This window comes from Clostridioides sp. ES-S-0054-01 (assembly GCA_021561035.1).
Lineage (GTDB): Bacteria > Bacillota > Clostridia > Peptostreptococcales > Peptostreptococcaceae > Clostridioides.
Genome location: CP067346.1, coordinates 2389629 through 2413115, shown reverse-complemented (window position 1 = coordinate 2413115; position 23487 = coordinate 2389629). Strand labels below are relative to the sequence as shown.

The 23487-nt window shown below is 29.6% G+C and carries 17 protein-coding genes and 1 riboswitch; of the genes, 16 read left to right on the top strand and 1 reads right to left on the bottom strand.

What is annotated here, in order from left to right; all coding sequences use genetic code 11:
* Window positions 1–242 precede the first annotated feature (242 nt).
* The 9 genes from JJC02_11405 to JJC02_11365 all read left to right on the top strand — a co-directional run bounded on the left by JJC02_11405 (window position 243) and on the right by JJC02_11365 (window position 11179).
* Window positions 243–1529, top strand: coding sequence for a glycine/sarcosine/betaine reductase component B subunit (locus JJC02_11405; protein ID UDN53510.1), 1287 nt, complete (start codon window positions 243–245; stop codon window positions 1527–1529).
* Between the two features lie 112 nt (window positions 1530–1641).
* The gene (locus JJC02_11400) at window positions 1642–2115 is read left to right on the top strand and encodes a glycine/sarcosine/betaine reductase complex selenoprotein A (GenBank protein ID UDN53509.1); all 474 of its coding nucleotides are present in this window, start codon (window positions 1642–1644) and stop codon (window positions 2113–2115) included.
* A 31-nt stretch (window positions 2116–2146) separates the two neighbouring features.
* On the top strand, window positions 2147–3457 hold the full coding sequence (gene grdB / locus JJC02_11395) for a glycine reductase complex selenoprotein B (protein ID UDN53508.1): 1311 nt from the start codon (window positions 2147–2149) through the stop codon (window positions 3455–3457).
* A 240-nt stretch (window positions 3458–3697) separates the two neighbouring features.
* Window positions 3698–5230 carry a ketoacyl-ACP synthase III family protein gene (locus JJC02_11390; protein UDN53507.1) on the top strand — a complete coding sequence of 511 codons (1533 nt, stop codon included), beginning with the start codon at window positions 3698–3700 and terminating at the stop codon, window positions 5228–5230.
* A gap of 10 nt (window positions 5231–5240) precedes the next feature.
* A complete protein-coding gene (locus JJC02_11385) occupies window positions 5241–6386 on the top strand; it encodes a glycine reductase (GenBank protein ID UDN53506.1) in 1146 nt (381 codons plus the stop codon).
* Window positions 6387–6751: 365 nt separating this feature from the next.
* On the top strand, window positions 6752–7831 hold the full coding sequence (locus JJC02_11380; GenBank protein UDN53505.1) for an aminopeptidase P family protein: 1080 nt from the start codon (window positions 6752–6754) through the stop codon (window positions 7829–7831).
* A 111-nt stretch (window positions 7832–7942) separates the two neighbouring features.
* The gene (locus tag JJC02_11375; GenBank protein UDN53504.1) at window positions 7943–8542 is read left to right on the top strand and encodes a hypothetical protein; all 600 of its coding nucleotides are present in this window, start codon (window positions 7943–7945) and stop codon (window positions 8540–8542) included.
* Window positions 8543–9017: 475 nt separating this feature from the next.
* Window positions 9018–9938, top strand: a complete 921-nt coding sequence (locus JJC02_11370; protein ID UDN53503.1) for a 5-bromo-4-chloroindolyl phosphate hydrolysis family protein — start codon at window positions 9018–9020, stop codon at window positions 9936–9938.
* A gap of 83 nt (window positions 9939–10021) precedes the next feature.
* Window positions 10022–11179: a toxic anion resistance protein gene (locus JJC02_11365; protein ID UDN53502.1), complete on the top strand. Its 1158-nt coding sequence runs from the start codon at window positions 10022–10024 to the stop codon at window positions 11177–11179.
* Between the two features lie 141 nt (window positions 11180–11320).
* Here the strand turns inward: JJC02_11365 and JJC02_11360 are convergent, their stop codons facing one another.
* Window positions 11321–12820, bottom strand: coding sequence for an IMP dehydrogenase (locus JJC02_11360; GenBank protein ID UDN53501.1), 1500 nt, complete (start codon window positions 12818–12820; stop codon window positions 11321–11323).
* Between the two features lie 685 nt (window positions 12821–13505).
* Here JJC02_11360 and JJC02_11355 point away from each other — a divergent pair.
* The 7 genes from JJC02_11355 to JJC02_11325 all read left to right on the top strand — a co-directional run bounded on the left by JJC02_11355 (window position 13506) and on the right by JJC02_11325 (window position 23468).
* Window positions 13506–14930: a PTS mannitol transporter subunit IICBA gene (locus JJC02_11355; GenBank protein ID UDN53500.1), complete on the top strand. Its 1425-nt coding sequence runs from the start codon at window positions 13506–13508 to the stop codon at window positions 14928–14930.
* A 34-nt stretch (window positions 14931–14964) separates the two neighbouring features.
* Window positions 14965–17094 (top strand): BglG family transcription antiterminator, encoded by a 2130-nt coding sequence (locus JJC02_11350; protein ID UDN53499.1) that lies wholly within the window; start codon window positions 14965–14967, stop codon window positions 17092–17094.
* Window positions 17095–17123: 29 nt separating this feature from the next.
* Window positions 17124–17546 (top strand): PTS sugar transporter subunit IIA, encoded by a 423-nt coding sequence (locus tag JJC02_11345; protein UDN53498.1) that lies wholly within the window; start codon window positions 17124–17126, stop codon window positions 17544–17546.
* An 18-nt stretch (window positions 17547–17564) separates the two neighbouring features.
* Window positions 17565–18716: a mannitol-1-phosphate 5-dehydrogenase gene (locus tag JJC02_11340; protein ID UDN53497.1), complete on the top strand. Its 1152-nt coding sequence runs from the start codon at window positions 17565–17567 to the stop codon at window positions 18714–18716.
* A gap of 105 nt (window positions 18717–18821) precedes the next feature.
* Window positions 18822–18923: riboswitch (purine riboswitch) on the top strand.
* Window positions 18924–19105: 182 nt separating this feature from the next.
* Window positions 19106–19678, top strand: coding sequence for a xanthine phosphoribosyltransferase (locus JJC02_11335; GenBank protein UDN53496.1), 573 nt, complete (start codon window positions 19106–19108; stop codon window positions 19676–19678).
* Window positions 19679–19742: 64 nt separating this feature from the next.
* Entirely contained in the window at window positions 19743–20393 is a 651-nt protein-coding gene (fsa, locus tag JJC02_11330; GenBank protein UDN53495.1) for a fructose-6-phosphate aldolase, read from the top strand.
* A gap of 150 nt (window positions 20394–20543) precedes the next feature.
* Complete coding sequence (locus tag JJC02_11325; protein UDN53494.1) at window positions 20544–23468, top strand: sigma 54-interacting transcriptional regulator; 2925 nt, start codon at window positions 20544–20546, stop codon at window positions 23466–23468.
* Window positions 23469–23487: the final 19 nt, after the last annotated feature.

The following is a 23487-nucleotide window of genomic DNA, read 5'->3' as shown; positions in this document are numbered from 1 at the left end:
CTACATTTAGTCTGAAGATAAAAGAAAAAAGTTTTTATGATTAACTTTGTTAAAAAAATAATTTTAGGTAAAATAATTTTTTTACAATAAATATTTTTTACTAATAAAACAAAGATTTGAGACATAAAAACACAATAAATATAAAAGATGTCTTTAAGATAAATAAGATAAATTGTAAAATGATATAATTTTGAGAAAAACTCAAATGCATATACACAAATTAAATAACAGGAGGTGCAAGTATGCGTCTTGAATTAGGGAAAATCTTTATAAAAGATGTTCAATTTGGTGATGTAACACAAGTAAAAGATGGAGTATTATTCATCAATAAGCAAGAGATGCTACAAGAAATTGGTGGAGATGAGCATATTAAATCTATAGATATAGAATTAGCTCGTCCAGGTGAAAGCATAAGAATAACACCTGTAAAAGATGTTATTGAACCAAGAGTAAAAGTTGAAGGTAATGGGGGAATATTCCCAGGTATCATGTCTAAGGTTGACACTGTAGGAGAAGGAAAAACTCACGCGTTAAAAGGTGTAGCTGTTGTAACTACTGGAAAAATAGTAGGTTTCCAAGAAGGTATAATAGACATGACTGGAGAAGGAGCTAAGTACACTCCATTTTCTAAATTAAATAATGTGGTAGTAATAGCTGAACCTATTGACGGTTTAAAACAATACGCTCATGAAAAAGCTGTTAGAATGATAGGATTCAAAGCAGCAATGTATTTAGGAGAAGTAGCAAGAAATCTTACTCCAGATGAAGTTTCAGTATATGAAACTAAACCTCTTCTTGAATCAATAAAAGAATATCCAGAACTTCCAAAAGTAGGATATGTTTATATGCTTCAGACTCAAGGTTTATTACATGATACTTATGTATATGGAGTAGATGCAAAACAAATAGTACCAACTTTATTATATCCAACAGAATTAATGGACGGAGCAATTGTAAGTGGTAACTGTGTTTCTGCATGTGACAAAAACCCAAGTTATGTTCATATAAACAATGGGGTTGTTGAAGATTTGTATGCAAGACATGGTAAAGATATAAACTTTGTAGGCGTAATTATAACTAATGAAAATGTTTACTTAGCAGATAAAGAAAGATCTTCAAACTGGACTTCTAAATTATGTAAATATTTAGGATTAGATGCAGTTATAGTTTCACAAGAAGGTTTTGGAAATCCTGATACTGACCTTATAATGAACTGTAAGAAGATAGAAATGCAAGGTGTTAAAACAGTTATAGTTACAGATGAATATGCTGGACGTGATGGAGGTTCTCAATCACTTGCAGATGCAGATGTAAGAGCTGATGCTGTTGTAACAGGTGGAAATGCTAACCAAGTTGTAGTACTTCCTAAGCTAGATAAAGTAATTGGTCACCTAGAAGTAGTAGATGTAATAGCTGGTGGTTCTGATGGAAGTTTAAAAGCTGATGGAACTATTGAAGTTGAAATACAAGCTATAACAGGTGCAACTAATGAAACAGGATTTGGTCACTTAACTGCTAAAGGATATTAAGAAGTATTTTATTAAACGATTGAGTAATATTAATAAAACATATTATAGATAAATTATAATAAATGTTATAGATATATAAAAATATATTAGAAATATAATAAGGAGGATTATTATGAGTTTACTTAGTAATAAAAAGGTTCTTATAATAGGTGACCGTGATGGTATACCAGGACCTGCGATAGAAGAATGTGTAAAAACAGTAGAAGGAGCAGAGGTTGTTTTCTCATCTACAGAATGCTTTGTCTGAACTGCTGCTGGGGCTATGGACTTAGAAAATCAAAACAGAGTTAAAGATGCTGCTGATAAATTCGGAGCTGAAAATGTTGTGATTTTACTAGGTGCTGCTGAAGCCGAAGCTGCAGGTCTTGCAGCCGAAACAGTAACTGCTGGAGATCCAACTTTCGCTGGACCACTTGCTGGAGTTGCTTTAGGATTAAGTGTTTACCACGTTGTTGAGGAACCAATAAAATCATTATTTGATGAAAGTGTATATGAAGACCAAATAAGTATGATGGAAATGGTTTTAGAAGTTGAAGAAATAGAAGAAGAAATGTCTGGTATAAGAGAAGAATTTTGTAAATTTTAATGCCTAAAAGCAAAAGGGGTGAAACTAAGAAATGGGAAAACTAAAAGCAGTACATTATATTAATCAGTTCTTTGCTGGTATAGGCGGAGAAGAAAAAGCTGATACTAAGCCACACGTGGCAGAAACTTTACCTCCAATAAGTTTACAACTTGATAAATTATTAGGTGAAGATATTGAAATAGTTGGAACAGTAGTTTGTGGAGATAGCTATTTCAATGAAAATATTGATAGTGCAAGTGAAGAAGTTTTATCAATGGTAAAAGGTTTTGAACCACAACTTTTCATAGCTGGTCCTGCGTTTAATGCTGGTAGATATGGGGTTGCTGCTGGAACAATAACTAAAGTTGTGAAAGATGCTTTAAATATACCAGCTTTAACAGGTATGTATGTTGAAAATCCAGGAGCAGATATGTTCAAAAAGGATGTTTATGTAGTAGAAACTTCTGATTCTGCAGCAGGTATGAGAAAAGCACTTCCTAAGATAGCTAAACTTGCAGTAAAACTTGCTAATGGAGAAGAAATTGGAACTCCTAAAGATGAAGGATACATAGCTAGAGGAATAAGAGTTAACTACTTCCATGAAGACAGAGGTTCTAAGAGAGCTGTTGACATGTTAGTTAAGAAAATAAAAGGTGAACCATTTGAAACTGAATACCCAATGCCAAACTTTGATAGAGTTGACCCAAGTAACGCTGTAAAAGATTTATCAAAATGCAAAATAGCTTTAGTTACTTCTGGTGGTATAGTTCCAAAAGGAAATCCAGATAGAATAGAGTCTTCTTCAGCTTCTAAATACGGAACTTATTCTATAGCAGGAGTTATGGATTTAACAGAAGAGACTTATGAAACTGCACATGGTGGATATGACCCAGTGTATGCAAATTTAGATGCAGATAGAGTATTACCTGTTGATGTTCTTAGAGATTTAGAAAAAGAAGGTGTAATTGGAAAATTACATGAAACTTTCTATACAACTGTAGGTAATGGTACATCTGTTGCAAACTCTAAAAAATATGCTTCTGAAATTGGAGCAGCATTAGTGGCTGATGGTGTAGATGCAGTAATATTAACTTCTACATGAGGTACTTGTACTCGTTGCGGTGCAACGATGGTAAAAGAAATAGAAAAAACTGGACTTCCAGTAGTTCATATGTGTACAGTAGTACCTATTTCATTAACAGTAGGAGCTAACAGAATAGTTCCAACTATAGCAATACCTCATCCACTTGGAAATCCAGCACTTGACCCTACAGAAGAAAAAGCCCTAAGAAGAGGTCTTGTAGAAAAAGCATTAAATGCTTTAACTACAGAAGTAGATGGTCAAACAGTATTTGAAAAATAAAAATAACACACACATATATTATATAGATAAAATATAAACACACACTAAAAATAAAAAATAACTATACACAAAAAAATAATATAGATTTCATGAATGGATAAATTAGAGTTATTCATTCATGAAATCTTAAAAAATGCAAAAATACATAAACAATAATAGAATCAAATATACAATAAAATAATTAGAGTTTTTAATAAGATTAAAAAATAAGTGTTCATAAAATTTATGGAGGTGCACAAAATGACTTATCCAGTTTTAAAAGGGGCAGGCTATGTACTTATTCATACTCCAGATATGATAGTGCAAAATGGAAGTACTTGTACAGTTGAAAGAGCAACAAATCCAGATTCAGAATTTTTAAAAGAAGTAAGTAATCATATAAGAAGTTATGAAGATGTAGTTAACTACATGCCAAATCAAGTTTATATAGGAAATAGAAGACCAGAAGAATTAAGAGATTTACAAATGCCATGGTGTGAACAAAAGATTGAGGGAACTAGAAATGGTAAGTTTGGAGAAATAATGCCTCAAGATGAGTTCATAGCTTTAATGCAAATAAGTGATGCATTTGATTTAGTAAAATTATCGCAAGAATTTATTGATGAAGTAAAACCAAAAATCGAAAATAACTATCCTGAAATTGCACCATTTTTAGGCAAATTAAAGGGTGATGATATAGAAGAAGGTAAAGAATTAGTAGCAACACACATAGCTGAAGGATTATACCATGATGGAAAATTCGTTGGTTATGTAAAAAGAGCACATGATGTAGATGTTAACTTAAATGCCCATACAATGTTTGAAAATCTAGTAGTAAAAGCATCTGGAGTTTTATCTGCTATTCAAATGCTAAGACATAGCAAAATAGACCCTGCTGAAATAGATTATGTTATTGAGTGTTCAGAAGAAGCTTGTGGAGACATAAACCAAAGAGGTGGAGGAAACTTTGCTAAATCAATAGCTGAGATAGTAGGGCTTCAAAATGCAACTGGTTCTGACACAAGAGGATTTTGTGCAGCACCAACACATGCATTAATTCAAGCAGCAGCTTTAGTAAAAGCTGGTATACATAAAAATGTAATGGTAGTAGCAGGTGGAGCAAGTGCTAAACTTGGAATGAATGCTAAAGACCATGTTAAAAAAGGTCTTCCTGTACTTGAAGATGTTGTTGGAGGATTTGCAGTACTTGTATCTGAAAATGATGGTGTAAGTCCAGTTATAAGAACTGATTTAACAGGTAAGCATACTGTTGGAACTGGTTCTTCACCTCAAGCAGTTATGACAGCACTTATAACTTCAGGTCTTGATAGAGCTAATTTAAAAATAACAGATGTTGATGTATATTCAGTTGAAATGCAAAACCCAGATATAACTAAGCCAGCAGGAGCAGGAGATGTTCCAGAAGCAAACTACAAAATGATAGGTGCACTTGCTGTTAAACGTGGAGACTTAGAAAAGAAAGAATTAAAAGATTTTGTTTCTAATAAAGGGCTACCAGGATGGGCGCCAACTCAAGGGCATATACCATCAGGAGCTCCTTATATAGGATTTTTAATAGATGATTTAACTACAGGAGATAGAAATAGAGCTATGATAGTTGGAAAAGGTAGCTTATTCTTAGGAAGAATGACTAACTTATTTGATGGAGTATCTTTCATAGCTGAAAGAAATACAGGTATTACTGAAGAGACTTCAGGAATATCTAAGGATGAAATTAAAAAGATAATAGCTGAATCTATGAAAAAACTAGCATTAGATATGTTAGAAGAATAGGGGTGAGGATATGTCAAAAAAAGTAATTGCAGATGTATTCTTAGAAGTAGCTAATGCAATAGAAAGCGGCGAATTTGGTAAAAAAGTAAAAATTGGTGTTACTACACTTGGAAGTGAACATGGTGTAGAAAATATGGTTAATGGTGCACAATTAGCAAAGTCTAATTTGTTTGATATTGTACTTATTGGACCAAAAGTGGAAACTGACCTTGAAGTAGTTGAAGTTAATGATGAAAAAGAAATGCATACAAAAATGGAAGAATTATTAGATTTAGGATATATTGATGCTTGTGTTACTATGCATTATAATTTTCCAATAGGTGTATCTACAGTAGGTAGAGTAATAACTCCAGCAAAAGGAAAAGAAATGATACTTGCAACTACAACAGGAACAAGTGCTACTAATAGAATAGAAGCAATGGTGAGAAATGCCATTTATGGTATTGCCACAGCTAAATCAATGGGTAATAAATGCCCAAAAGTTGGAATACTGAATGTTGATGGAGCAAGACAAGTTGAGAAATGTTTAAAAGAATTAAAAGATAATGGATATGACATGGAATTTGCTGATTCAATTAGAGCAGATGGTGGGTGCGTAATGAGAGGTAATGATTTACTTGTAGGTGCCCCTGATGTTATGGTTACTGATACATTATCTGGAAATATATTTATGAAAGTATTTTCTTCATATACTACAGGTGGAGATTATGAAGCTCAAGGCTTTGGATATGGTCCTGGGGTTGGAGAGGACTATGATAGAAGAGTTCTTATAGTATCAAGAGCATCAGGTTCTCCAGTAGTAGCAAATGCGTTAAAATATGCTTATGATGTTGTAAAGGGAGATATAAGTAATGTTGCAAGAAGTGAATTTGCAAAGGTTAAAAAAGCAAAATTTGATGATATTATAGCCTCTCTTACTAAAAAAGAAGTTAAAGCTGAAAAAGTAGAAGTTAAAATGCCAGATAAAGAGGTTGTTACTCGTCAAATAGCTGGTGTTGATATAATGGATTTAGAGGATGCAGTATCTGAGTTATGGAAAAATGGAATCTATGCTGAAAGTGGTATGGGTTGCACGGGTCCAATAGTTTTAGTAAATGAAGCTAAAGGGGATTTAGCAGTTGAAACTTTAGTTAAAGCTGGATATACTGCAAAATAAGTATAGATTGTATATGCAAATAAGAACATATAGCCATAATCTTATTGATTATGGTTATATGTTCTTTCTATTAAGTAAATAGTTATGCTAAAGTACTTAAACCTTTAAATTTACATGAGTAAAACTTATATAGAGTGAAAAATTTAGCACGAGGAAGATAATCTTTTTTAGTAGTTTTAATAGCTTTTATAAGAAGAAATATAGTTTGTAAGTGTAGATACACACTAAATGAAAAATAAAGAAATGTTAAAGTAAAATTAATAAAATATAAAAAATTTTAGAAATAAAATATCTATTAGATAAAAAGAATATTAATTAGTGATATAATACAACTAATATAAAATTGATTATTTGGAGGCAAAATCATGAACAGAGTAAAAAAGGTAGTAGAATTGTTGGAATCTAAAGGTCTTGATGCACTGTATCTAACAAAGAAAACTAATGTAAACTATATAAGTGGTTTTCCTGATGAAGAAGCATATGCAGTGATTTGTAAAGATGGAAACTTTTTGGTTACTGATAGTAGATATATGGAGCTTGCAGAAAGTATTTGTAAAGGTTTTGAAATTATAAATTGGCATAATTTTGATAGAAGTGTGGCAAAAGCAGTTAAAAGTGTATGTGATAAAGTAGGTATAAAAAAACTTGGATTTGAAAGAACTAATATAGTATTTGATAAATATGAAGAACTTAAAAATCTGATTGAGAAAGATAATGGAAAATTAATAGCTACAGAAAATATTGTAGAGGCTTTGAGATATGTAAAAGACGAAGAAGAAATCAACAATACAAGAAAAGCTTGTGAAATAGCGGATAAGGCATTAGAAGAATTGATTCCACATATAAAAGCTGGAGTTAGCGAAATTGAATTAGCTACAAAGTTGGAGTACTTTATGAAGATGAATGGAGCACAAAATATAGGATTTGAGACTATATTGATATCAGGTGCAAAGACTTCGTTACTTCATGGTAAACCTAGTGATAAGATTATAGAAAAAGGCGACTTTGTACTTATAGATTATGGTGCTATGTATAATGGTTATATATCTGATACAACTAGAACTTTTATAGTTGGAGAAGCTTCCGAAAAGCAATTAGAGGTATATAATTTGGTTAAGGAAGCGCAAAATGTAGGGGTTGAAAACATGAAAGCTGGTGTACATGCTACAATTCCAGACATTGAAATAAGAAAAGTTGTCAAGAAATATGAAAACTATTACTATCAAGGTATAGGGCATGGAGTTGGTAGAGATGTTCATGAAGAACCTTTCATTGGTAATTATGGTGATAAAATCATAGAAGAGGGATGCATAATAACAATGGAACCAGGTGTTTATTTCCCTGGATGGGGTGGAGTCAGAATAGAAGATACTGTTTTGATTACCAAAAATGGTCCAGAAAGACTTACTAAATTCCCTAAAAATTTGATGATTTTAGATAAATAGTTTAATTTTTATGTATTTTTTTACATAAACATAGCATAATCTCACCATTAAGCTCTCTTTACATATTATAGTAAAGAGGGCTTAATTTTATTGTGTGAGGTGATAATATCCATGTATAAAAAACATAAATTTATAAAAAGTATAAAAAAAGCATGGTATAAAATCAAATTAATTGATAGGTGTCTTATAATTGTAATGGTAATACTAATGTTTCAATCCATATACAATTTATTTGTTAATGAAGTAAATTCACAAGATACTACAACTATTGATGTAGTAGTAAGAACCACTTCAGCAGCTATATTTGGATACTTTTTAAGTGCTAATTTTATAAAGAGACCTTCAAGAAAGTATCTAAATACTGATGTATCTTCAAATCTTTTTATAGATAATAATTTACCTAAGAAAGGTCAAGAATCAAGTCAAAATAATATAATGAATGTCAAAAATACAATTGGATTTACTTCAGAAACTAAGAATTATGAAAAGAAAATACCTATTAATATCAATGAAGATATTGAAGAAGGAGAAACTAGTGAATTACAAATTATTATAGCCACTGTAATTTGTGTAGTAGCATTAATAGTACTTTTTGTTGTAAGGAATTTTACGACTACAACATCAGCTTCTTTAGGTACTATTTCACAGATGAGAGATTTTGTCTCAGGATGTGTGGGTTTTTTGCTAGGTTGTCCAAGTAGACCTGACTAGAAGTATGATTATTAATAAAAATATTGTTAAAAGTATTGGTATAATAATATTTAAATATAACTCATCCAAGTGTACGGGAAAATCTAGCAGTGAAATTTGAAAAAAGATTTAAGGAAAAATGATTACTTGCTAATAATTATGTAGAGCTTAATAGAGAAGAGATAAGAGAAATATTTGCAAATCTTTATTAGTTATAATTTTCATTTATATGTATAGCTAAGATAAACAATGTTAATTATATTTATATAAAAATAAAAATGAGGGAACTTAAATTTAATTAAAGTTAAGTTCTCTTATTTTTATATGGAGTTAAATATAAGTATATTTTTGATTTAAAATATCCCTATATTTAAGTCTATTACTTTATTTGAAATAATTTGTAGAAATTCAAATTCCTTGACAGTAATAAGTAAGTAATTGTATAATCAAACTGCAATATATTAATAATATTAGTAAGAATGAAAGGATATAAACTATGTACAAATCAGAAAATTTTTCCAAAAAATCTGTGTTAATAAATTCATTTTTAAGTAAATTTTTAAAAATAATTGGATGGGGTTTGGTAGGCTTATTTACGTTGTCAGCTTTAGTACTTTCAACTATTTCCATTATAATTGGGTGGGCTATAATACTTCCTATTCAAGTATGTGCAGTATTTTTAATCATAGGTGGAGTTTGTGTTTTTAAAGGTAAGAGATTAGGGGACCAAATTTCTCGTTATAAAAAATATTGTACAATTATAAATAACAGAAATATTATTCCAGTAGAACTTATTGCAGAAAGTACATCTAAATCATTAAATTTTATAATAAAAGATGTACAAAAGATGATAGACAAAAATTACTTTATAAATACTTATATTGATAAAAGAAATAATCAAATTGTGTTGACAAATGAAGCTTTCGTTCCACCAAGATATGAAGATGTAGCATATGAAGTTAAAGAAGAAGAAAAAACTGACGAGGCTAATGAAGTCGATACAATTATAACTAAAGGAATTAATTATTTAAAACAAATAAAAGAGGCTAATAAAAATATTAAATCAGAATCAATGTGTAATAAAATTGTACAAGTAGAAGATGTTACAAGTAAAATATTTGATGTTGTAAAACATGACCCATCAAAACTTACTCAAATACAAAAATTTATGGACTATTATCTTCCAACCACTTTAAAGCTCTTAAATTCATATCATACATTGGAAGGGCAAGGAATAGATAGAGAAAATATAACAACAACTATGGAAAGTATTGAAAATACAATGAGTACGATTGTAGTAGCTTTTGAAAATCAATTGGATTATCTTTTTGAAGATGAAGCAATTGACATATCTACAGATATTACTGTTTTAGAGAACATGTTAGTTCAAGAAGGATTAACGAGTGGTAAATTTTAAACAATTAATTAGCTATAAGGTATAAAAATATGTATTATATAAGGTAATCAGTACTTTATGAAGGAAGAGGAGAGAAAGATATAATGAATAATCTAGATGATATACCAGTTATGCCAACTTTGACGCTTGACCCATTTGGAGAAGAATCAAGCATTAGTGATATAAATAATTCTGACATATTGATGAAAAAGGATGAAAAAGACCCAGAAGAAGAAAAGCTATCTGAATCTGAACGTAAAATGGTGAAGGAATTTGCAGAAAAAATAGATATTACGAATACAAATATGATTTTACAATATGGAGCTGGTGCTCAAAAAAAGGTAGCAGGCTTTTCTGAAACAGCTTTAAAGAGTGTCAAAACAAGAGATTTAGGAGAAGTTGGAGATATGCTTACAAATCTGGTTACTGATTTAAAAGCATTTTCAGCAGATGAAAAAGAACAAGGTGGTTTTTTAGGAATCTTCAAAAAGGCAAATAATAAAATTGCAAATCTAAAAACTAAGTATGATAGTGCAGAAGTAAATGTAGATAAAGTAAGCAAAGAACTTCAAAAGCATCAGGTTAAAATATTGAAAGATATAGCGATGCTTGATAAGATGTATGAATTGAATTTAGCTTATTCAAAAGAACTTACTATGTATATTATAGCAGGAAAACAAAAACTAAAAGATATGAAAGAATATGAGATGCCAAAACTAAGAGAAAAAGCTCGTTTATCTGGTTCAACAGAAGATGCTCAATCTGTAAATGATATGGTTTCACTTTGTGATAGATTTGAAAAGAAGATTCATGACTTAGAATTAACTAGAATGGTATCGCTTCAGATGGCCCCGCAGATAAGATTGGTTCAAAATAGTAATAATCTAATGGCAGAAAAGATTCAATCAACTATAGTAAATACTATTCCATTATGGAAAAATCAAATAGTACTTGCCCTTGGAATTTCTCACTTAAATCAAGCTATGAAAGCACAGTGTGAAGTTAGCGATATGACAAATGAGCTTTTATTAAAGAATGCAGAAACTTTGAAGATGGGAACAATAGAAACAGCAAAAGAATCAGAAAGAGGAATTGTAGATATAGATACAATTAAGAAAACTAATCAATCTTTAATATCTACTATTGATGAGGTAGTTAAGATACAGCATGATGGTAGAATAAAGAGACAAGAGGCAGAAGTTGAGTTATCAAAAATAGAAAATGAACTTAAAAGTAAGCTTCTTGAGTTTACAGTTAAATAAAAGAGTATATTAGAAAAGGGGTGTCTCAAAATAAACTTTTTAGTTTATGAGGCACTCTTTTTGTATGAAATAAATATATTTTTATCATTTCAACAATGAAAAAGAGGCTTATCTATTTTGAGACAGCCTCTTTTATTTATATTATAAATTTCTATTATCTTTTAACATAACATCATGAGCTCCACCTTCAACTATACTAGTAGAAGATACAAGTGTAAGCTTAGCATTTTTTTGAAGTTCAGGGATGCTAAGTGCTCCACAGTTACACATAGTAGAACGAACCTTACTTAAAGAAAGAGTTACATTGTCTTTTAAAGAACCAGCATAAGGTACATAAGAGTCAACACCTTCTTCAAAAGAAAGTTTCTTATCTCCACCAAGGTCATATCTTTGCCAGTTTCTAGCACGAGCAGAACCTTCTCCCCAATACTCTTTCATGTAACTACCATTTATATTAACTTTGTTAGTTGGACTCTCATCAAAACGAGAGAAGTATCTACCAAGCATTATAAAATCTGCACCCATAGCTAAAGCTAAAGTTATATGATGGTCATAGACGATACCACCATCAGAACAAATTGGAATGTAAATACCTGTTTTTTCAAAGTATTCATCTCTAGCTTGAGCAACTTCAATTATAGAAGTAGCTTGTCCACGTCCTATACCTTTTTGTTCACGAGTTATGCATATAGAACCACCACCGATACCAACTTTAACAAAGTCAGCACCAGCTTCAGCTAGGTAAAGGAATCCTTCACGGTCAACTACATTTCCAGCTCCAACCTTAACTGTATCACCATATTTTTCACGAATGAAATCAAGAGTTATTTTTTGCCATTCAGAAAAACCTTCTGAAGAATCTATACATAAAACATCAGCACCAGCTTCAACTAAAGCAGGAACACGTTCAGCAAAATCTCTAGTATTAATACCAGCTCCAACTACGTATCTTTTAGAAGAATCTAAAAGTTCAAGTGGATTTTCTTTATGAGAAGAGTAATCTTTACGGAATACCATATACATAAGATTACCATTATCATCAAGTACAGGAAGAGAATTAAGTTTGTGGTCCCATATAATGTTGTTTGCTTCTTTTAAAGTAACATCCTTGTTAGCATAAACTATAGATGACATAGGAGTCATAAATTCACTGACCTTAGTATCTAAATCCATACGACTTATACGATAATCACGACTTGCGACAATACCTAATAATTTGCCAGTTGAAGTTCCATCTTCAGTAACAGCAACTGTAGAATGCCCAGTTTTTTCTTTTAATTCAAGTATGTCTCTTAATGTGTTATCAGGTTTAATATTTGAATCACTTACAACAAAACCAGCCTTATGGGATTTAACACGTGCTACCATAGCAGCTTCATCTTCAATAGTTTGAGAACCGTATATAAATGAAATACCACCCTCTTTAGCAAGTGCAATAGCCATCTTGTCATCAGAAACGGATTGCATAATAGCAGAAGTCAAAGGTATATTCATATAAATATCTGCTTCCTCACCCTTTTTAAATTTAGTAACAGGTGTTTTTAAACTTACATTAGCAGGTATACAATCAGTAGAAGAGAAACCTGGTACAAGAAGGTATTCACTGAAAGTATGTGATGGTGTATCAAAATAAAACGCCATTTTTTAATCACTCCTTATATTTTTATACTTTTTATAATTGATAGTATTAATTATAACTTATTCTTTAATTTTATTAAAGTATTTTGTCAAATATTGAGATTTTTGAAAAATTTAAACTATTTTAATTGAATTTGTTTAATATATATTGCCTTATAGGGTAAAGTTGTATATTAAATAATGTTTAGTATTTGATAGTAGCTAATTTGAAATTAATCTTTAGTTATTCATATATTATACTTGTATATTTTATATTGATAATATTACCATAGAGTGTATAAATCCAAAAAGTACAGATAAATTAAGTCTATATTAGTATATCCAAAAGTACCTTTAATAAATTTATTTAATTGAATTATTATTGCCTTTTCCATTAAATTTAAGTAGTTTTAAAGTAATAAAGTATTCTAATTTTGATTAGTTCTAAAATAATAATACATCCTATTCTATTAAAAAAAGATATTATAAATTTAAATATTTTATAAAAATAGTATTATTTGCATAACTAAATACTCTAAAATACTACATAAATAAAATTAAACAAAAACTAAAATGATAAATGTCATTATCTCAAGTGACATAGAAACGGTTTCTTAAAGTTGTTACTATAAAGTATAAACTCTATAATAAAAGTATAACAAAAGGGAATCATATCAATATAGAATATAATTCAAATGGAGGTAAAATTATGAGTAGTTCTAATCAATCAATAATAAAGACATCTATACAGCGAATCGGGAAATTTTTGAGTGGTATGGTAATGCCAAATATAGGAGCTTTTATAGCGTGGGGTCTTATAACAGCATTATTTATACCAACAGGATGGATGCCTAATGAAAAATTGAGTACTATAGGTGACCCAATGATAAAATACCTTTTACCACTATTGATAGCTTATACTGGTGGTAAAGCAATAGCAGGACAAAGAGGTGGCGTAATAGGTGCAGCAGCAGCTATGGGAGTAATTGTTGGAGCAGATATACCGATGTTTATCGGAGCAATGATAATGGGACCATTTGCAGGATGGGTAATTAAGAAGTTTGATAAATTTGTAGATGGGAAAATACCAACAGGATTTGAAATGTTAGTAAATAACTTTTCAATAGGTATAATAGGTATGCTTCTTGCAATATTAGGATTTTATGCAATTGGACCAGCAATAGTAGCAGGTACAGCTCTCATAGAGTCTGGAGTTCAATTTATAGTTAGCAGAAGTTTATTACCTTTAGTTTCAGTATTTATAGAGCCTGGAAAAGTATTATTCTTAAACAATGCAATAAATCATGGTATATTAGGGCCTATAGGTATAGCTGAGGCAAAAGAAGCAGGTAAATCTATAATGTTCTTATTAGAAAGTAACCCTGGACCAGGTTTAGGAGTTCTATTAGCTTATTGGATGTTTAGTAGAGGAAGTGTAAAACAATCAGCACCAGGAGCTGTAATAATACATTTCTTTGGTGGTATCCATGAAATCTACTTCCCATATATTTTAATGAATCCAGTTTTAATATTAGCTACAATAGCAGGTGGAGCAGCAGGAATATTAACTTTCTCAATATTAGGAGCTGGTCTTGTAGCAGCACCATCACCAGGAAGTATATTTGCACTTATGGCACTAGCTCCAAAGGGAGGATTACTTCCAGTGTTAGCAGGAGTTGCAGTGGCAACAGTTGTATCATTCTTAGTAGCAGCACCATTTGTTAAGAGAGCTTCAGAAAATCAAAGCGAAGAAGATAGTACTTCTTTAGAAGAAGCTAAAGCAAAAATGAGTGATATGAAATCTGTAAGTAAGAATTCTGAGAAAATTGTTGAGGAAAAACAGCTTGAAGTAAATGAAATTAAGAAGATTGTATTTGCATGTGATGCAGGAATGGGTTCTAGTGCAATGGGAGCTTCTAGATTTAAAAATAGAATAAAAAACTTAGATTTAAATATAGAAATTACAAATTCATCTGTTGACAATCTTCCAGATGATACACAAATAGTAGTAACTCATAGTACACTAGTTGAAAGAGTTTCTAAGAATAATTCAAGTGTTGAGATAGTTTCAATAAACAACTTTTTAAATGACCCAAATTTAGATGCATTATTTAAAAGATTAGAATCTAAATAAAAATAAAAAGTACCACTAATTAGGAGTGGATAATTTGAAAAAAAAGAAGATTACATCTAGACAAAAAAAGATAATACTAATGATAGTAGAAAATTCAAAGAAAAATATCCCAATAACTATTTCTGAGATTGCAGGGGAGTTGGAGCTAAGTTCAAGAACTGTACTTAGAGATATGTCTGGAATTGAAAAATGGTTTGATGAAAATGATTTTAACTTTGTAAAAAAACCAGGTGTGGGATTGATTTTAGAAGAAAATGTAGAAAATCAAAACTTTATAATTGAGTTGTTAGAAGAAGAGAAGATAGAAAAAGAATATAGCAAGGAAGAGAGAAATTTAATTATATTATCAAAGCTACTAGTTTCTAATGAGCCAGTAAAATCTTATTATTTTACAAAAATATTAAAGGTATCTGAAGGGGTGCTGAATAATGATTTTGCCTCAGCAAGTAAATGGTTGAAAAGATTTGATATTGAGCTTGTTAGAAAACCAGGGCTTGGTGTGTATCTAAAAGGTCAAGAAAAAAGCTTTAGAGAGGCATATGTAAATCTTATATATGATTCATTCAATGAAAAAGAAATACTAGATATGGTCAGAAATATAAGTGAAAATATACAGACAGATAAAGCGATAGAAATTTTAAGTGAAAATAGACTTTTAAATTTGATGGATAGGTGCATAATAAGAAAAGTTGAAAGTACATTAACAAAGAAGCTTTCAGACTTAGATGTAAATTTAGCTGATAGTGCATATATAGGGCTTGTAGTTCATATTTCATTGGCCTTACAGAGGATAAAAAATGGTGAAAATATAACTATGGACAAAGAGTTTCTAAAAGAATTATCTATGACAGAAGAGTTTAAATTAGCTCAAGAAATCGTAAAAGGTATGGAAATAGATTTTAGTATGGATATACCATTAGATGAAGTTGGATATATAACTATGCACATAAGAGGTGCAAAGCAGAGGTTATCTTCAAATCATAAAGCTTTAAACTTAGATGATATAGAAGTAATGGATATTACAAATAAGATGATAGATTTAGCTGAAGATGAATTTAAAATAAGCCTAAAAAATGACGAGAGACTGTTTAAAGACCTAGCAAATCACTTAGGACCTTCTATAAATAGATTGAACATGGGGTTAGAAATAAGAAATCCTCTTTTAGAAGAAATAAAAAGCAAGTATTCATATGCCTACAATGGTGTTGAAAAAATTTCTAGAATTATAAAAGAGAAACTAAATATAAATTCAATTCCTGAATCTGAAATAGGATATATTGCAATGCACTTTGCATCAGCCATAGAAAAAAATCTGATGATGTATACTAATATAAATATTGTTGTAGCATGTCCAACTGGAATAGGTACTTCAAGATTCTTATCAACTAAGATTGAAAACAAATTTCCCAATTTAAATATACTTGAAACCATTTCAGCTATAAATATAGATGAAGAGTATTTGAGGGAAAAAGATGTTGATTTAATTGTGTCTACAGTAGAATTAAATACAAATTTAGATTATATATGTGTAGGTCCATTTATGAGTTTAGATGACGAACAGATAATCAAGGAAAAAATAAAGTCTATAGCTCAAAATAAATTAATTAATTTAAATGTAAAAAATGATACTAAAAATAAGGATAAAGTATACGAACAGATAACAGAAAGTATGAATATAGGAAAAGATATTCTTCAATTTTTAGAGGAAATTCGATTTGAAAAATTTGAAAGTAAAGATTTAAGTGAGCTTATTGTAGACTCATCAAAAATATTTGTAAAATCTAGTGAAGATATAATATCTATAGAAGAATCTTTAAAAGAAAGATTAAAAATTTCAATTCCATATATAGAAGAATCAAAAATTCTGTTGTTACATTGTATGAATGAAAGAATAGATATTATGAAGTTAGCGATAATAAAACTAGAGAATGGAATCATGCTAGATTCAAATGAAGAAATCGACAATGTAGTTTTTATGTTACTTCCTAAAAATTCACCAAGTTATCAAAGACAAATAATGAGTGAAATAAGTGGTTCGCTAATAGATAACATAATTTTTACTAATAAAATAAATAAATTTTCTATAGAAGAGATAAGATTAGAAATAAAAGATATAGTTTTTAATTTTTATACAAACAGATTAAAAGCATTTATAGATAAATAAAATTAATATTAAAAAGGAAGGTTGATATTATGAGTAAAGTATTGAATGAGAATAATATATTTTTAGGATTAGATAGTGTTTCAAAGGAAGAAGCTATAACTTTAGCAGGAAGAAAATTAGTTGAAAATGGATATGTAAAAGAAGAATATATACCAGCAATGTTAGAAAGAGAAAAAGTAATGACTACATATATGGGAATGGGAGTTGCTATTCCACATGGTGTAAACGAAGCAAAAAAAGAAATATTATCTTCAGGAATAGTTATATTACAATTCCCTAATGGTATAGATTTTGATGGAGAAAAAGCATATTTATTAATAGGAATAGCTGGTGTTGGAGATGAACATTTAGAAATACTATCCAATATAGCAGTAGTTTTAGATGATGATTTAACAGAAAGACTAAAAAATTCAAATGACAAACAAGCTTTTATGGAAGCTTTTGCCAACTAATCTTAGGAGGAACTTAAAATGAAAAAGGCAATTCAGTTTGGAGCAGGAAATATTGGAAGAGGATTTATTGGAGGTTTATTAGTTAAATCAGGTTATCATGTAGTATTTGCTGATGTAAACGAAGAGATATTAAACTTAATAAACAAAGATAAAAAATATACTATACGCATAAGAGATGTAGAATGTATAGATGAAGTAATTGATAATATAAGTGCAGTTTCATCTATAAAAGAAGAAATAATAGATGAGATTGTAGAGGCTGAAATAATAACTACAGCAGTTGGACCTTTAGTTTTGACTAAAATAGCTTCTACAATTGCAAAAGGTATAAAGACTAGAAAAGAAAAGGGATTAACAAGTAATCTAAATATAATAGCTTGTGAAAATGCAATATATGCAAGTTCTTCTTTAAAAGAAGAGGTACTTAAGTATTTGAATAAAGAAGAAGTAGAGTATTTAGAGATGTATGTTGGTTTTCCAAATTGTTCAGTTGATAGAATAGTTCCTCCTGGTAAAAATGAAAATCCTCTTGATGTAACAGTTGAAAATTTTTATGAATGGAATGTTGAAAAGCAAGGATTTAAAGGAGAAATACCAACTATAGTTGGAATGAATTTAGCTGATAATCTTATGGCTTATATAGAACGTAAATTGTTTACACTGAATACAGGTCATGCTATAACAGCTTATATAGGATATTTAAAAGGATATAAGACTATAGAAGAAAGTATAAAAGATGAATACATCTGTGATATAGTTAAAAATGCAATGATAGAAAGTGGAGAAGGGTTAATCAAAAAATACAATTTTGATTCAGAAGCACATTATAAATATATTGATAAGATTTTAAATAGGTTTAAAAATCCGTATCTTAATGATGATGTAGTAAGAGTTGGAAGAGAGCCATTAAGAAAATTAAGTGATAAAGATAGATTGATTAAACCTTTAATGACAGCAAAATCATATGGCTTATCAGTTGACAATTTGATTCTTGGAATAGGTGCAGCACTTCATTATAACAATAGCGAGGATGCCCAAAGTGTAGAATTACAAGAGTTGATAAAGTCTAATGGAGTAAAAAAAGCTGTTGCTAAAATAGCTAATATAAACAATGATGAAGAACTTTTAAATAATATAGAAAAAAGTTATATATTTATGGAAAATTTATAAATTTACTTGAAAAAATTTAATTCTGATGAAGTATCTATAATATATTACTCTACACAGTTTGAATTATTTGTTGAATAATAGAGAATTATAATATATAATTAAAAAGAATAAATTAATATATTTACCTGTATATTTTTGATAATATGGTTCAAATGTTTCTACCAAGCTACCATTAATAGCTTGACTACAGGAGTGAAGAAGATATAGTTTATACTTATTTTAAATTATATATTAAGTTAATTACTTTGAATTTTAAGCTCCTGTCTATGATATAGACAGGAGCTTTTTTAGTATTTTAATATAAAATACTTACAAGAATAGATAGCAAAATTAGAGTAAATATAATTTTTTTATTAATATAATTTTAGAAAAGGTTAGGTGGGAGTTCAATGAAGGCTTTACAAGAAAAGATATTGAGAGAAGGTAGTGTTTCAGGAAATGATATACTAAGAGTTGATAGCTTTTTAAATCATCAAATTGATGTGGCTTTTTTAAATGAAATAGGAAGAGAGTTTAAAGAGAGATTTAAAGGAGAAAAGGTGGATAAGATATTTACAATAGAAGCTTCAGGAATAGCTATAGCATCAATCGTTTCACAGTATTTTGATAATGCACCTGTAGTATTTGCAAAAAAATCGGAATCTAAAAATTTGGATAAAGATGTATATGAAACTAATGTATATTCATTTACTAAGGCAAGAGAGTATTCGGTTAAAGTTTCTAAAAAGTATATAAACAAAGGTGAAAATATATTGATAGTGGACGATTTCTTGGCAAATGGAAGAGCTGCTCTTGGACTTAAAGATTTAATTGAGCAAGCAGATGCAAACTTAGTTGGAGTAGGAATTGTCATTGAAAAAGGTTTTCAAGCTGGAGGAGCACTTTTAAAGGCTAATGATGTAAGACTAGAGTCTTTGGCAGTAGTTGAGTCTATAGATAATGGAACTGTAAAATTTAGGTAGTTTATGATATTATATACTTGTGCTTAGCACATATTTTAATTATGTAATTATGGAGGATTTTTTTATGAGATTTTTTATAGACACAGCCAATATTGAAGAAATAAAAGAAGCAAATGATTTAGGTGTAATTTGTGGAGTGACTACCAATCCATCTCTAATAGCTAAAGAAGGTAGAGATTTTATAGAGGTAGTTAAAGAAATAAGTGAAATAGTAGATGGACCAATAAGTGCAGAAGTAATAAGTTTAGAGCATAAAGGGATGATAGAGGAAGCAGAAAAACTATCTAAGATACATAAAAATATAGTTATAAAGATACCTATGACAGCAGAAGGTCTAAAGGCAGTGAAAGTGCTGTCAAGTAAAGGTATAAAGACTAATGTTACGCTTATATTCTCTGCTGGACAAGCTCTTTTAGCTGCTAGAGCTGGGGCTACCTATGTAAGTCCTTTTGTTGGAAGATTAGATGATATATCACAAAATGGTCTTGATTTAATTGAAGAAATCGTTGATATATTTAGTGTAAATAGTATTGAGGCTCAAATAATAGTTGCTAGTGTTAGAAATCCAATACATGTTTTACAAGCTGCTAGAATGGGAGCAGATATAGCAACAGTTCCTCTTAAAGTTATAAACCAAATGATTAAGCACCCTTTGACAGACAAAGGAATAGATAGCTTTATGAAGGATTGGGAAGGTGCTTCTTTAAAATTATAATTATAAACTGTGATTATAAGTATATTAAAGAGGTTATTATGGAAATTCTAAGTAATAAGGCTAGGCTATTTTGCCTAGTCTTATTTTGGTGTATAATATATTGAAACATATTATTGAAATAGATTAATTTTTTAAGTGAGGAGGCGAAAAATGGATAAAATATTAAGAGAGATACAAAGAGAAGATAAAAAAAATCCATATACTGACCAAGAACTTGCTGAAATGTTAAATATAGCTAGGTCTGAAGTGATAACAGTTAGGAAAAAAAATAATATTTTAGATTCGAGAGAAAGAAGAAAAAAAATATTAATAAAAGATATATCAAAAATTGTAACTGAAAATCCTCAAATGTCTGAAAGAAAAATAACTGAAATATTAATAGAAAATGGATATAATATATCAAGAAGTGCAGTGTCAAAATTACTAAAAGAAGAAAATTTAAGTCAATCAAAGAGTGGGCTTAAAGATAAAGGAACAGCATCATCAGGAAAGTATGTGAAGGTAAGTAAAGTTGTAGAAGAAGATGGATTTGAAGAATTAATAGGTATAAAAGGAAGTTTAAAAGAAAAGGTAAATCTAGCTAAATCGGCAATAATGTATCCTCCTAATGGCCTTCATACTATAATATATGGAGAGACAGGTGTAGGTAAAAGTGAATTAGCTACATGTATGTATAAATATGCTGTAAAAAACAATATCAAGGAAGAAAATAGTCCATTTATAGTATTTAACTGTGCAGATTATGCAGAAAACCCTAATCTATTAATAGCTCAACTATTTGGAGTAGTAAAAGGTGCATATACAGGAGCTGATGCAAATAGAGAGGGTCTTGTAGAACAGGCTAATAATGGGATTTTATTTTTAGATGAAATTCATAGATTACCTGCTGCTGGGCAAGAAATCTTATTTTCATTAATAGATAGAGGCGAATTTAGAAGGCTAGGAGAAAGCAGTTCTAATAGAAAGGCAAATGTTCTCATAATAAGTGCTACAACAGAAAATCCAGATTCTAATTTACTTCAAACGTTTAGAAGACGTATACCAATGGTAATAAATTTACCTAATATGAGTGAAAGACCAAAGTCTGAAAGATATGAAATAATAATAAAGTTTTTTGAAAGAGAAGCAAAACGAGTAAACAAGAATTTTATAATAACTAAAGAAGTTATGTGTGCACTTATGAATTATAAGTGTACTGGAAATATAGGTCAATTAAAGAGTGATATACAAGTAACTTGTGCTAGGGCTTTTAGTAAATCGATATTTTCTAGTGATAAGGTAATTATAGATTTAGATAGTTTAAGAGATTATATCAAAAGTGGATATTATGATTGTAATTGTGAAAATGAAAAGTATTCTGAGTTTTCAGTTGAAGATATATATATAGATATTAGTGAATTGGTGAGTGGAAAAAATAGAATTTTATCTGATAATGAGATAAGTGAGATATATAATTATGCAGAAAAAGAGCTTAAGGTTCTGGAAAGTAAGTGTTTTTCAGAAGAAGAATTAAAAAATGCATTTATAGAAAAGTTAGATAAGAAGTTTAATGCTATTAAAAACAATAAAAACTTATCTGATAGAAGAAGTCGAATAGATTGGGGAGGACAATTAAAAGAGTCTACACTAGAGATAATGGATAAGGTAATTGTATTTATTAAGGAGCAGTTTAAGTATGTAAATCAAGGCTTGTATTTGGCTCTAGCAATTCACATTGAACATGCTATAGGTAGGATAAAAGATGAAAAAACTATAATAAATCCGAGTTTAGATAAAATAAAAGCATCAATGCCAATGGAATATGAGCTATCAAGATATATAATGGGTATAGTGGAAGATTTAACACAAGTAACCTTTCCAGAGGATGAACTTGGATATTTGGCCTATTATATAAATAAATTTTGTTATAATGAGGAAAGTATAAAAGATAAAGTTAAAGTAGTAATAGTTACACATGGTAAAGTTGGCATTGAAATGTCTAAAGTTGTAAATCATATTCTAGGTATAGAATGTACACTAGGTATAGAAATAGCACTTACAGATACACCATCAGAAGGTATAGAATATGTATTAGAGGAACTTCAAAAGATAGAAGCTAGAAAAGGTATCTTAGTTCTAGTTGATATGGGTTCTTTAGTAATTCTTGGTGATGAAGTTGAAAAAAGACTTGGTATTAGATGCAAAACTGTAAATAGAGTAGATACGCTATTGGCAATGGAAGCAGGAAAACTTGCTACTATTGAAGGAAAAAGTTTAGATGGTATAATAGCAGATTTAAAGAAAAATAAGAATTATGCTATGATAAATACAAATAAATTTAGTTATAGAAAAAATGAGTACGGAAAGAAAAATGTAATCATTACTTTGTGTTTGAGTGGTGTAGGTACAGCTTTAAATTTAAAAGAGCATATAGAAAAACAAATTAAGGAATATGATACTTCAATTGAAGTAAAGCCAATTGCTTTTTTAAATAATAATTTAGAAGAAGAGTTAAATGAAATTGAGGCTGAATATAATATTATTGCTGTCTGTGGAACTATTGATATAGATTATAAAAATGTACCTTTTATTTCTTATAATGAGGTACTTGGAAAAAATGGTATTAATAAGGTATTAGAGCATTTGAACAATAAACAGCAAGTTTTAAATGGTGACAATCAGTTAGATAATTTAATACATGAAGATTTGATTTTATATAATTTTGAAGGAATTTCAAAGGAATATATAATTGATACTCTTGTTTCAAAACTTGAGGAAGGAGGATATGTGGATTCGAAATATATATTGAGTGTATATAAAAGAGAAGCAATGGGAAGTGTCGTGATGGCTTCTAAGGTAGCTGTACCACATGGACTTCCGGAAAACGTTATAAAGCCTGCGATAGCAATCGCAAGATTGAATAAACCTATAGTATGGGATAATAAATTTATGGTGGATTTGGTGGTATTATTAGCACTTAAAGAAAATAATAAGAAAGAAATACGAAGTTTATTTTCAAAGATTAATGACCAGCGAACTCTAGAAATTTTATTGAATACTGAAGATAAAAATGAAATAAAAGAAATTTTAAGTTAACTAATACAGAAAAGTTAGA

Coding starts and splice junctions, on each gene's coding strand:
- JJC02_11405 (UDN53510.1), top strand. CDS start 243: ATGCGTCTTGAATTAGGGAAAATCTTTATAAAAGATGTTCAATTTGGT.
- JJC02_11390 (UDN53507.1), top strand. CDS start 3,698: ATGACTTATCCAGTTTTAAAAGGGGCAGGCTATGTACTTATTCATACT.
- JJC02_11385 (UDN53506.1), top strand. CDS start 5,241: ATGTCAAAAAAAGTAATTGCAGATGTATTCTTAGAAGTAGCTAATGCA.
- JJC02_11380 (UDN53505.1), top strand. CDS start 6,752: ATGAACAGAGTAAAAAAGGTAGTAGAATTGTTGGAATCTAAAGGTCTT.
- JJC02_11375 (UDN53504.1), top strand. CDS start 7,943: ATGTATAAAAAACATAAATTTATAAAAAGTATAAAAAAAGCATGGTAT.
- JJC02_11370 (UDN53503.1), top strand. CDS start 9,018: ATGTACAAATCAGAAAATTTTTCCAAAAAATCTGTGTTAATAAATTCA.
- JJC02_11365 (UDN53502.1), top strand. CDS start 10,022: ATGAATAATCTAGATGATATACCAGTTATGCCAACTTTGACGCTTGAC.
- JJC02_11360 (UDN53501.1), bottom strand. CDS start 12,820: ATGGCGTTTTATTTTGATACACCATCACATACTTTCAGTGAATACCTT.
- JJC02_11355 (UDN53500.1), top strand. CDS start 13,506: ATGAGTAGTTCTAATCAATCAATAATAAAGACATCTATACAGCGAATC.
- JJC02_11345 (UDN53498.1), top strand. CDS start 17,124: ATGAGTAAAGTATTGAATGAGAATAATATATTTTTAGGATTAGATAGT.
- JJC02_11340 (UDN53497.1), top strand. CDS start 17,565: ATGAAAAAGGCAATTCAGTTTGGAGCAGGAAATATTGGAAGAGGATTT.
- JJC02_11335 (UDN53496.1), top strand. CDS start 19,106: ATGAAGGCTTTACAAGAAAAGATATTGAGAGAAGGTAGTGTTTCAGGA.
- fsa (UDN53495.1), top strand. CDS start 19,743: ATGAGATTTTTTATAGACACAGCCAATATTGAAGAAATAAAAGAAGCA.
- JJC02_11325 (UDN53494.1), top strand. CDS start 20,544: ATGGATAAAATATTAAGAGAGATACAAAGAGAAGATAAAAAAAATCCA.